The organism is Paenibacillus sp. TSA_86.1 (assembly GCF_052691815.1).
The window spans coordinates 121,819-133,973 of record NZ_JBQZGE010000010.1 but is presented as its reverse complement, the minus strand read 5'-3'; the positions used below and the strand labels follow the sequence as shown (position 1 = coordinate 133,973).

Sequence of the window (12,155 nt, the reverse complement as noted above, 5' to 3'; positions counted from 1 at the left end):
TTATCCCAAATTTATATCATTTTAAAGGAGTATCTCATGAAATCGAACAAACCTAGAACGTTACAGAAAAACATCGAGTTTTTCACTGCTGCCCTATCCCAATGTGTGGTTACCGCATGGCAGGAAGATCCTGCAGGTGTATATTGTGAAGTCGGCCACGGCATTGTCGAACAAATCAGTGATGACAGTGTGCGGATACGTAATGAGGACGGTACGAAGAGCCATTATGCACGGGAAACGACGATGTTTCAAACTGAAAAATAATTTTGCGTAAATATGAAAAAAAGACTAGCTTTCCAAAACAGAGTGTTGTATACTCTTGCCACAAGGAAAGGAGGTGCGTCAACATTTCTAATGACATGTTGAACGTGTCCCTTACCCGATCCACTACTTCCAAATAAATTGGATGGTAATGGAGGCGCGGGATACGGATCAATGTTTAAAAAAGCGCCACGGGTAGAAAAGCCGTCTTCGGACGGCTTTTTGTTTTGTCTTTTTTTTATATAATACATAGGGATGTAACATGTGAAAAAGATGAGAAGTTAAGAAAACAACCAAAATATTGGAAACGGACCCTTTAGCACCATGATTTCGTGAGGCTATAATGAGGATGCATCTCAACTTATAACCAAGGAGGCATGTTGTCATGTTTAGAAATGTAAGGGGTTTCAAGGTGAGGATTTTATTAGCTTTTGTTTTGTTCTTCACTTCTGTCCTGCTGCCTGTAGGCCAGCACGCCAGCGCCGCACCGAGTTTTGCTAAAGGAGCCGATATCAGCTGGGTCCCCGGTATGGAAGCTCAAGGGTACAAATGGAAAGATAAAAACGGGGTACAACGCGACATCATTGATATTCTGAAAAAGGATTACCAGATTAACTCCGTCCGCATCCGGGTGTTTGTTAATCCTTCGAATGATTATGGTAACGGTTACATGAATAAGGACCGCGCCGCTGCTCTTGCACAACGTGCCAAAAATGCGGGTATGAGCGTCATGCTTACACTCCATTACAGTGATTCCTGGGCAGACCCGGGCAAACAAAATAAACCTGCCGCCTGGAGAAATTATTCCTTCCAACAGTTGATGGACGCTGTCTGGAACCATACTCGTGATGTGATGACAACGATGCAAAGCAAGGGCGTTACCCCGGACTGGGTACAGATCGGTAACGAAACGAACAACGGGATGTTATGGGAAGATGGCAAAGCTTCGGTCAACATGAAAAATTATGCTTGGCTCGTGAACACAGGACATAATGCTGTAAAATCCATAAGCAGCGGTACCAAAACGATGGTGCACCTTGCAAACGGAGACGATAATGCTTTGTTTGTCTGGAACATCGGAGGACTGATCAATAACGGAGCTAACTTTGACATGATCGCGATGTCCCTCTATCCTTCCGCTTCTGGCTGGAACACCGCGGTGACGAAGACGGTCAACAACGCCAAGGATATGATCAACCGTTATGGCAAAGAAATTATGATCTCTGAAATTGGTATGGACAACAATCAGGCAGCGGCAGGTAAAAACTTTGTCGCAGCGATGAAAAATCAAATTCGTAATTTGCCAAATGGCAAAGGAAAAGGTGTATTCTACTGGGAGCCACAAGCTACTCCAGGTTATAATGCCGGTTATACCAAAGGTGCTTGGCAATCCAATATGATGCCGACGGCTACCATGGAAGGGTTCATTGACTAAGCACGGGAGTTAGAAGCCTTTTGCGCGGATGGAGCTGCGGGCGGACGTTCCGGGGGCGGGTCGTTCTTTCGATCGCTGGTTGTCCTCGGATTTCAGTTTGAATTCCCCTCGATAGGGGAAATCCGAGGTCAAACGCGAACGCTCCGCTTCTCCAGAATCGATCCCGCCCCCTCCACTACGCGCTGCTCCTTAAGGAAGGGCTTCTAAAACGTGCTTTGGCTTTTCACGGGAGTAAGAAAAGATTCACAAAAGGCGCTCACCCTTAGGGATGGCGCCTTTTGACGTTGAAGAGCGTTATTACGCCCTTATAGACTGGGTACTTGGAGGGAGCTACGTTTGGACGTTCCGGAGACGGGTTTAGATGATTCTGATCGAAATCATATCAACACCATAACAGCTATAAGAGACACAAAAAGACTGAGGATAGCAATAATCGCTTGAATACAACTAAACGATATATTCTCGATCAGAATCATGTGTTTCCTCTGCATAACATACGAATATACAAATGCAGGAAGGATAACCGGAAGATATCGGTGAAAATCCGCACCATCTGTACTTGGTAATATTGTGCCAAGATATCCGTTTGTCGTTTCGTTCACGATTAACCACGTATAGATCATCCCAATGATTACTGAAAAAAGAAACGGAAATATGAAACGAATCCTGTTTTCCGGTAGCACGAAACGACCTGGCTTGCGCTCTGCCAACTCATCATTAACCATTATAATTCTCCCCCTAATTCATCATTTGACGATGCCAATGTATTCAGCAAGCCATGCCAGCAAAGATATACAAAATACGAGGACTTCATAAACCTATTTCTCCGTTTCTATAGCTGGCTTTGGAAAAGCGTGAGTGGATGCTCTTTTTTAGACATTACATTATCCGTAATCCGCATCATCACTTCCCGATCTCGCAATTCCAGTATATCCCCATACTCCACTCTGCCTGAGGGGAAATTCCAGGTATTCCGTACAGATGCTTTGTTCTCTTGGATGATAAGCACTTTACCCTCATTTACGATCGAAACACTCACGACGATTACAATTCCCTGCTGCTTCGTCATTCTAACTCCACCGCCGTCCGAAAAAATATGAATCTGCTTCTATAATTAGAACATACGTTCCTTAATTTGTACATGAGAAGAGTCGTCTACATTTTCTTTTTCAATATTCAACAAGTTATAAAAAAAGCCCTCCCCATCCCCCGGGATGGAAAGAGCCGCATAGCAGAAAAATCAGATACCTTTACTCTTTCAACACTTCTCTGATATCACATCATTTTCGTAATTATACCGACTTCGCCAGTTTAGTAGCACGCATGGAGGCAACAGCATAGACGATAAGGGCTGTCCATATCAGTGCAAAACCACCCAGTAGCACAGGTGAAACGGATTCCTTAAATACAAATATGCTCAAGATCAACATAATAGTTGGACCAATGTATTGCACAAATCCGAGCGTGGACAGCGACATGCGGGCAGCTGCACGTGCAAAGAACAGTAGCGGCAATGCGGTTACAACGCCGGAAAGCAGTAATTCGAAAAACATGGACACTGGCAAAGTCCAGGCCGTTGTTTTGCCAACGATGCCAAGATAAATCCAGTAACCTAATGCAACAGGCAGCACAACTGCTGTCTCGGACAGCAAACCTACGGATGCGTCTTGCTTGATCTTTTTCTTCGCAAGACCATATAAACCAAAGGATACAGCAAGCGAAATGGAAATCCACGGGAAACGTCCGTAGTCGATCGCGATAACTAGCACCGCAACCGCTGCAATAGCAATGGCGACCCATTGACCCCGGTTTGGTTTCTCATGAAGGAAAACAACAGCGAGCAGCACATTGAGCAAAGGATTCAAGTAGTAACCAAGACTAGTCTCCACAACGTGGCCGTTGTTAACTGCCCAGATAAAGATCAGCCAATTGATCGCAATTAACAGTCCACTAGCTGTGAGTGACAACAGGAGTGTACGGCTAGTCCAGATACGTTTTACATCACTCCAGCGACGCTGAATCGCCACTAAGATTCCCATAAAAACAAATGACCAAACTACCCGATGTGACAGAATTTCGCCAGCTGGTACGTCGTTAAACAGCTTCCAATAAAGTGGGAGAATTCCCCACATGACATAAGCAATAATAGCATTAATTAATCCGTTGTTCATGAAACGTACCCTCTCTTTTTCTCTCTAATATGTCTCCATTGTATCTGTAATGTCTCAACGGATTATACGCCTCGGTCCTTACATAAGTAAAGGCATACTTATAAAATACATATATGTAACAATATTCATGCGGGATATAATCCATCTGGCTTTATATAAATCCTCGCTTCAACTCAAAATAGAGTATAGTAATATAAAAATTGATCTAGGAGGCTAAAACGATGTCACAAGATATCTGGTTTAACTTGCCGGTCCAAGATGTCGAGAAGGCAACTTCTTTTTTTAATGAAATAGGATTCAAAGCGATGAACGTTGGTAGCGAGAGAGCCATGCTCTCCATAGGCCAAACGACAATTATGCTTTTTCCCTATGCAACTTTCGAGAAATTTACCGGAGCCAGAGCTGTGGACACTTCGCATAGTGCAGAGGTTATCATTTCCATTGGTGCCGAGAGTAGAGATGAAGTGGACTCCTTTGTTCAGAAAGTAGAGCGTGCCGGAGGAAGTATCTTTGGCAAGCCAAGCGAAACGGACGGCTGGATGTATGGAGCTGGCTTTGCAGATCTGGACGGTCACCGCTGGAACCTACTCTACATGGATGAGAGCAAGATGCCTAAACGCCAATAATAAGACGCTGCCTTTGAGTAAAATGTTTTATGCCGTATTTGCATTTGTCTTTTGCATCGTACAACATGGATTGCTCAGACTTCCGACAAACGTGGAGAAAAAAACATCTGGGTAATGAATCACTCTTGACGGGAGGCTATTAATAATTTTATATCCACAACAAAAGGACACAGCTTTTCCAAGCTCAGTGTCCTTTTGTTTTTTTGTTTATTCAACAATCATCTCAAAACATTTATTTCGCTTCGCCAACTACAGTAAAGCGTTCATTTTTATGCTGTGGGTTCTCAATCTCATCCACAAGCGCAATCGCATAATCGGCATAGCTGATATAGCTGTTGCCTTCACTGTTAACCATAATCACATCGTTGCCAGACTGGTATTTTCCAGTACGTACGCCTTCCGGATTGAAGAATCCAGCCGGACTAAGGAATGTCCATTGAATGCCCGAAGATGCTTGCAAGTCTTGCAGGTTCTTTCCTTGGCTCGTTGCTGTTGCTTTGTACGCATCAGGGAAGCCCGGGGAATCAACAACACGCAGGGTTTTGGACTCGTCTGTGAACAAACTCCCCGCACCACCCACAACGATCAGGCGTGTATTAGGAGCATCTTTTAAAATGTTAATCAGGGCTTGTCCCACCTCTACATGCAGGTTTTCTTTACCCGCTGGAGCTCCAAACGCATTAACAACAACATCAAAGGCCTGAACATCTGAAGCCGTCAGATCAAATACGTCTTTTTCCAATACATTCAGGCTTTTGTCTTCTAATTTGGATGCATTACGCACAATCGCTGTTACCTCGTGCCCGCGATCTGCTGCCTCTTTCAAAATGATACTTCCCGCTTTACCTGTTGCACCAATAATTGCAATGTTCATCGTCAATCTCTCCTTCATTCTCGATTTTTTTACTATTATGTTAAGGTTGTTTTCCTAATTCATAATGTAACTATATATGTTACAACTTTTCTTGTCAATATGTTTTCTTTTATCTTTTAACCATACATCCACGAAATAGGTGGAGCTATAATGAAGCTCATCAGATACCAAAGGCTAAAGCTGATCTTGATACAAAAAACAGATGAATATCCTCCTGCCAGTATCCTTAATGAATGCCATAGTAAGAAGCCTTGTTCATCAATAAACAAGGCTTCTTTATTTCCAGACATCCACACAATTTCGTCCGTTTTATGAACCTCTCGTATCGGAACACAATACACATCACGTATTTATTGAATACCTGGACCTTATTTTCTATTTTCCTTTTTTCCTTACTTGCCTTATTCTTCACACCCATCAACTTAAGCGCTCTTACGTCCCATTTTCCACGGGGAGACCTGAACGAACTCTACTGGCAAAAATGCCACTGGGGTGTCACTCGAACTTGAAAACGTTGATCCTGCAGGGGCTCCCGGTGTGATGACACCAGCATTATAAGTGCTTACCCCCAGAGGAAATACATAGTTGCGACCCCCGTTGTTGTCCCAAGTACCGCTTCCATTGTTGAAAACGGCCTCAAGTCCAGTGGCTGTGCCTACATCAATTATAATTTTATTATACCCGGGCAACTCTGATGCTGGGATTGGAACACCCGGAGGTGTCGTCCAAGTCCCTCCTTCCGGTCGGTAATGAATGTTAGGCTGCGAGTATCCCTGCTTATAGTAGAGAGTGACACTGTAGCTCTTTGGTGCAGCATCGGTCGTAACACGGATTACCTCACTCACTGCCGATTTGTTCTGCGCTGCATCATAAGCAACAACATGGTAAGCATAGGCTGTTGAAGCCTTCAATCCTGCATCCACATACGAAGGTGTTGTGCTTGTGCCAATGTTGACGCCATCCCGAAATACTTCGTATCCGACTACACCTGATTTATCTGTTGATGGATCCCAAGCAAGTGATACACGATCGGAAGCTTTCGAGGTGACTGTCAGATTTGTGGGTATGCTCGGCGGAGTCGTATCCGCTTGCGGCGCACCTTGAGTGATGACTCCTGCATTGTAGGTGCTTTCTCCTAATGGAAACTGATAGTTCTTTCCACCGTTGTTGTCCCACGTACCGCTTCCATTGTTAAAGACCGCTTCGAGCCCGGTAGCTGTGCCTACATTCACTGTCATTTTCATGTATCCCGGAATTTCAGCTCCCGACATTTTTACACCCGGTGCCGTCGTCCAGGTTCCACCCGTCGGACGATAATGAATGTACGGATTGGTGTAACCCTGTTTGTAATATATGGTGACCACATTGCCTTCTTTGGTCCTGACCGTTACTGGCTCACTGGGTGCCGAGACATTTCCTGCTTCATCGACCGCTTTGATCGTGTATACATAATTGGTTGCAGGAGCGAGAGAAGAATCGGTATATGTCAGCTGGGTTGCTTCTCCCACTTTACTCCCAGCACGATAGATATCATATCTCGCAACTCCGTAATTATCCTGGCTTGCTACCCACACCAACGTTACAGTGGATGAAGTAGACTCTTTAATCACAACGTTCGTCGGTGCTGTTGGTGGCTCAGTATCTGCAACGAGTGTCTGCACTTGTAAAGTTTGACTGGCAACAGATATGTTATTGGCCTTATCTCTGGCTTTAATGCTGTACGTGTAGGTTTTGGCAGGTTCAAGTCCGGTATCTGTATACTCCGTCGTCTGGGAACTGCCCACTTTGGTGCCATTCCGATAGATATCATATCCATCGACACCAACATTGTCCGTAGCTGCTGTCCATTGAAGCGTGACACTGCGATCCGTTACACGCGTGGATTTCACCTCGGTTGGAGCGGAAGGCGGGGTCTGATCCACCACCAGGAATGGGTGGGTGCCTTGAATTGTTCCGTTTGAGTCTTCCACGATTTTACCGGAAGCATCCTTTTTGTATTTTCCCGTACCTACGTATACCGTCTGAATCTCACTGCGAGTGATATTGCCGTTACCGTCTACGGCCTCGATATAATAGTCAACCAGTTGATCCCTAAAATCATTGAAATAGGTATAATACATATCTCCGATTTCTTGAGCCGGTACACGTGTAAACATATCTGTACTGCTTGGTTGCCAAGCCACCCCATTAATGTCAGGCTTCAAATCACGTTTAGTCATCGGATATTCCTCCCAAGGGCTCACTTTTGCAGGATCGATATTGGATACACCCTTGGCTTTGAGCGCTGCCGGATCATATACACGGAAAGTATTGTCCTTCGCATCCGCCTGCTTATCCCGATGAGTCCGTACTTTCACTTTGATATCACGAATCCCACTCACATCATAAGCGTAGGTGTAGATGCCAAACGTATTGTCAAAATAATGAAGCGTCCATCCCTCTGCCTTACTGACATTGGCACTGCCTGGGTTATAGGGATAACGCTGCGGCCACCAGACTGATGGTCCTGTACGATCCTTAGCTAGCTGGCCGTTAACATATGGCTTGGAGAAAAACAGAGACTGATTAAATGATAGTGTCGGCTTCACACCATCATCCACATTTTCATCATAGTATCCAAAACCGGAATCCAGAGCAGGCATAAGAAAATACCAACTCAGCTCTGCCGGGTTCGCTCCGCCCTTATAATTGTTTGCCGGATCTCCCTTGACTGGGTAAGCCATCATCCATGGATTCAGCTGATTGCCTTCATAGGTGATCTCCCGATCCAGTGCTGTAGAAGGTTTCCAATGGTTCGGGTTGGCATCCAGCCACATTTGTTCGGCTGTCTTTGCATAGTTTAGCGCTGCTTGTTCCAAGGCAAAGTTACGCTCCAGATAGTGATAACCGTATTCAAAGGATACCGTCATGCCTTCCTGAACCCCGTCCAGATTCTTCTTCGGTTCCAGATTAAGGCCCGTCGCCTTGTTGAACGCATCAAACTGTCCTTTCCAAATGCCAAAAGGTAGACGCCAGTGATACCATGTCGGATCGGAAGAGGAGTCACGCGTGTCGATCCACGAGCCATCCTGCACATGAACTACATCTTCGGCTTTCGGCGTATTCGTACGCAAGTACTCGTTGATGCTCTCTCCTTTTATCCCGGGTTGTGCATAAGTTACATTCCCTGCATTGCGCCAAGTATCCTCAGAACCTGCACGGCCTGAAGAATTATCCCCATCATGCGCAATAACAAAAAACTGCTTCTGATCCACAAGTCCCTCAAACGGTTTGAGTACATCTGCCTTCACCGAGCCTTGGTAACCTTCTTCCCATGATTCTGCCTGGGCTACAGGAATGCCAACAACCTTCTTTTCCGCTCCGGTTTCTGGATTCACATGCCGCACCCAGTGCGGTGTAGAGGCGAACGGGTATTTGTTGTACACGACCTGTTTTTCGTTGAACATCGGTGCAGACACCCATGAACCAACACTACTGGTATTTTGCAGATCGGCTCGATTGGGTGGAGATACCATCGTATCCTTGCCCGGATCGTTCAACAACGGATAATCCTTAAGCGTACGTGAAAAGTGATTGTTGCCAATCACAGACCACTCGATGCCGAGTTGATCCAGTACCGGAATAATGCGTTCCGAGAAGCCAAGCTCGGTCGGGAAGAAGCCTTTGGAAGATTTGAAGCTGTCCCCCAGGAAAAAGGGCTGAGCCATGACAACATTTTGATAGATCAGATCCTTGAGCAAATATTCATTACCCGCAAGTGGCCCCATGGAGTGGTGCCCGGAAAAATGAACGAGGTCCATTGTCCGCTCACCGTGGGTCGTTTTCAGATTGTTGTACGCGTTCTTCCAGGGAACACCCCAAGCTTTATTGTTGTAACCGTTTACATTATTCGTATACATAAAGCTGTCCACATTGTTCAGGAGAGAACCTGACATCGTTACCTGCATGCCTGCGGCTGGATGGTTATTTTTGAGATCACCTGCCACTTGCCATGGCCAACTGAGATAGGCTCCGGTTTTCGCATGGTGTGTGTAATACGCGACCAGATCATCATGTGGCATCGGTGCACCACCAGGCAGAAAATACGGATAACCTGCTGGAGGATTCTTTTTCAATTCAATGACTTGCCCGTCATAAGTGTATCGGATGGGTGATCCTACAGGTGTGGAAGCATACTTGGATGTATCGTAGTAAGCCCAGAAATTCGGCATATGGTTATGGTACACATGGGAAGCGGAGATTTCGGCATAAGCTGCTGTAGTATGTGTGGAAACAACAATGGATAATGCCAACAGGAATGCGCCAAGCCTGCGCACAAGCTTCATGTTTTTCCTCCCTTATCTGTTTCCCCTGTGGGGATCATGAATTTGAATTCATTTGAAAGTCATTATAACCTTGTTAACGAACCCTTTGTTTGAATTTGAAAATGAGCCTGCTATCGCGCCTCCTCTCTCCTGTGATTCTTTGATTCTCTGGTGAAATAATCTTCGTGGCATCCAAGCAAGATGATGTCTTTTGCACAAACGTTTGCATATTGAAGAAATGAATAACCTCTTATACATCAACATTTTATCGGGTAATCAACTGGATATACGTTAATGATTACCCTAAATTTTGCAAACGTTTGCACAAAATAATATACCTATACATGGAACAAAATGTCAATAATGAAAATACGTATTCACTTCTCCCCACTTCAGGCTGGATTAGAACACATATAACATGACAAGAAGCACAAAAAGCACACTTCCAGCGAATCCTCTTCGCCGGAAATGTGCCTTGACCGTTGTATCTTTTCTGTACGCTTTAATGATTCCACACGCTCAAACCCATACTATATTGCAGATTAACAATCTTTATCCGGGACACCCGCTTCTTCACGCGTACGGAAGGACGAGCCGCAGCCGCAAGTGGCTACTGCATTGGGATTGTGAATGGTGAAACCGCCGGACATGCCGGATTCTTCAAAATCAATCTCAAGTCCATTCAAATATTTCACATTTTCTTTCTCTACAACGACTTTCATGTCCTGAATGTCCATATATATATCCTCATCGGACTCTTTATCATCAAAGCCCATGGCGTACGAAAATCCGGTACAACCGCCCGGTGCTACGCCCAGACGAAGGAACATTCCAGGAGTCTCTTGCTGTGCAAGCATCTCTTTCAATCGGTCAGCAGCCGTTTCGCTGATATTAATCATGCCAGGTCACTCTCCTTTTCATCACTCTTCCCTAAATTATACTCCACCCCGTCAAGGGGTCAAGTCATGTTTGCCTGTTTCCGCCTTCCCCCTATACTCCTTTTTCTTCCCAGTGTATTGAACCCCCGGGACACGAGGTTTATAATGGATAGGTGGTCACTCTGAAAATGTCAATATTTTGCCATGACTTGTTCGGTTGATGGTCATATATGGAGTTGTAATTTTTTTCACATTTCGAGACTGGTTTTCAGTCCCCAATGCATATAGAGTCGTTTGACTCATTTGAAAAAAAGATTTTTTCGCATGCAGCACACGCTGCACCGGGTAATAAGAGTTAGTCTTTCACAAGAAGGCGGCAGTTGACCGCATCTTTGCTATGTAGTTCTGCTATCAAGTCCTACACATCATAACTCGAATTCCGGTAAAGAACAGGAGGAAACAGCATGTCTACATTGGTAACACCGTTCACAGACAAAAGAATGGCTGAAATCGTTGAGAAAGTACAGAACGGCGTAAGGTTGAGCGTTGAAGATGGCGTCTATCTGTATGAAACAGATGATCTGCTGACTTTGGGCCAACTGGCCAATGAGGCCAATCTGCGCAAGAACGGCAAGAAAGTATATTTTATTGAGAACATGAGCCTTTATTTCACCAACGTATGCGAAGCTCACTGCGCATTTTGTAATTTCCGCAAAGACCAGGGTGAGGAAGGCTCTTATACGTTATCCGGTCCGGAAATGATCGAGTATGTGGAGCAGCATATTCATCCAGGTGTGCGTGAGTTCCATATCGTCGGCGGACATAATAACCATGTTCCTTTTGAGTATTATGTCGATTCCCTGCGTGCTTTAAACGAAAAATATCCGGATGTTACGCTGAAAGCTTACACTGCGGCAGAGATTGATTTCTTCACCCGTATCAGCGGCCTGAGCATCAAAGAAGTTCTGCAAGAACTGCAAAAAGCGGGTCTAAAGTCCCTGACTGGCGGCGGTGCAGAAATCCTATCGGATGAATATCGCAAAAAAATGCGTGTAGATAAAGCCAATGTGGATCGTTATCTTGAAGTACACCGCACCGCTCATAACCTGGGCATGCGTACACATACCACCATGTTGTATGGCTCCATCGAGTCCTATGAGGATCGTGTGAACCACATGGTACAGATTCGTGAATTGCAGGATGAAACCAATGGATTCATGGTATTCATTCCGCTGTCCATGCAGCCAAAAAGCAAATCCGCAAGCATTATGCGCCGCAACTCCGCTTATGAGGATCTCAAAACGATTGCGATCAGCCGCCTGATGCTGGATAACATTCAACATGTAAAAGCATACTTTATTAACATTGGTCCACAGCTGACACAGGTCGCCCTGAGCTTCGGTGCATCTGACGTGCATGGTACGATTGTACGTGAGAAAATCAGCCATGCTGCCGGCGCACTGACACCGGAAGGATTGACACGCAAAGAGCTGATCTGGCTTGTCAAAGGCGCAGGCCGCATCCCGGTAGAACGTGATACGTTCTACAATGAAATTCAAGTTTACGAGTAGACACACTCGCACCTAGGGTACCTGACACAGCAGTG

The 12,155-nt window shown here is 45.2% G+C and carries 10 protein-coding genes; 4 read left to right on the top strand and 6 right to left on the bottom strand.

Annotation, left to right across the window (positions count from 1 at the left end):
• The first annotated feature begins 36 nt into the window (after positions 1 to 36).
• Both ACUTVW_RS18735 and ACUTVW_RS18730 read left to right on the top strand, forming a co-directional pair.
• Positions 37 to 264: a hypothetical protein gene (locus tag ACUTVW_RS18735; RefSeq protein WP_434749539.1), complete on the top strand. Its 228-nt coding sequence runs from the start codon at positions 37 to 39 to the stop codon at positions 262 to 264.
• Between the two features lie 382 nt (positions 265 to 646).
• Complete coding sequence (locus ACUTVW_RS18730) at positions 647 to 1,696, top strand: glycoside hydrolase family 53 protein (RefSeq protein ID WP_445647167.1); 1,050 nt, start codon at positions 647 to 649, stop codon at positions 1,694 to 1,696.
• A 377-nt stretch (positions 1,697 to 2,073) separates the two neighbouring features.
• Here ACUTVW_RS18730 and ACUTVW_RS18725 read toward each other — a convergent pair whose 3' ends face one another.
• From ACUTVW_RS18725 to rarD, 3 genes are all read right to left on the bottom strand, one after another.
• Positions 2,074 to 2,421 (bottom strand): hypothetical protein, encoded by a 348-nt coding sequence (locus tag ACUTVW_RS18725; protein WP_445647166.1) that lies wholly within the window; start codon positions 2,419 to 2,421, stop codon positions 2,074 to 2,076.
• A gap of 107 nt (positions 2,422 to 2,528) precedes the next feature.
• Positions 2,529 to 2,765, bottom strand: coding sequence for a hypothetical protein (locus ACUTVW_RS18720; protein ID WP_445647165.1), 237 nt, complete (start codon positions 2,763 to 2,765; stop codon positions 2,529 to 2,531).
• Between the two features lie 223 nt (positions 2,766 to 2,988).
• A complete protein-coding gene (gene rarD, locus ACUTVW_RS18715; protein ID WP_445647164.1) occupies positions 2,989 to 3,867 on the bottom strand; it encodes an EamA family transporter RarD in 879 nt (292 codons plus the stop codon).
• 221 nt (positions 3,868 to 4,088) lie between these two features.
• Here rarD and ACUTVW_RS18710 point away from each other — a divergent pair, with 221 nt between their 5' ends.
• Complete coding sequence (locus ACUTVW_RS18710; protein WP_445647163.1) at positions 4,089 to 4,493, top strand: VOC family protein; 405 nt, start codon at positions 4,089 to 4,091, stop codon at positions 4,491 to 4,493.
• 232 nt (positions 4,494 to 4,725) lie between these two features.
• On the opposite strand, the gene ACUTVW_RS18705 is transcribed toward ACUTVW_RS18710, so the two are convergent.
• From ACUTVW_RS18705 to ACUTVW_RS18695, 3 genes are all read right to left on the bottom strand, one after another.
• Entirely contained in the window at positions 4,726 to 5,367 is a 642-nt protein-coding gene (locus ACUTVW_RS18705; RefSeq protein WP_445647162.1) for an NAD(P)-dependent oxidoreductase, read from the bottom strand.
• 422 nt (positions 5,368 to 5,789) lie between these two features.
• Positions 5,790 to 9,692 (bottom strand): carbohydrate binding domain-containing protein, encoded by a 3,903-nt coding sequence (locus ACUTVW_RS18700; RefSeq protein ID WP_445647161.1) that lies wholly within the window; start codon positions 9,690 to 9,692, stop codon positions 5,790 to 5,792.
• A gap of 521 nt (positions 9,693 to 10,213) precedes the next feature.
• A complete protein-coding gene (locus tag ACUTVW_RS18695) occupies positions 10,214 to 10,570 on the bottom strand; it encodes a HesB/IscA family protein (RefSeq protein ID WP_434749531.1) in 357 nt (118 codons plus the stop codon).
• 443 nt (positions 10,571 to 11,013) lie between these two features.
• Between ACUTVW_RS18695 and mqnE the strand changes: the two genes are divergently transcribed.
• A complete protein-coding gene (gene mqnE / locus ACUTVW_RS18690) occupies positions 11,014 to 12,120 on the top strand; it encodes an aminofutalosine synthase MqnE (protein WP_445647160.1) in 1,107 nt (368 codons plus the stop codon).
• Positions 12,121 to 12,155 lie beyond the last annotated feature (35 nt).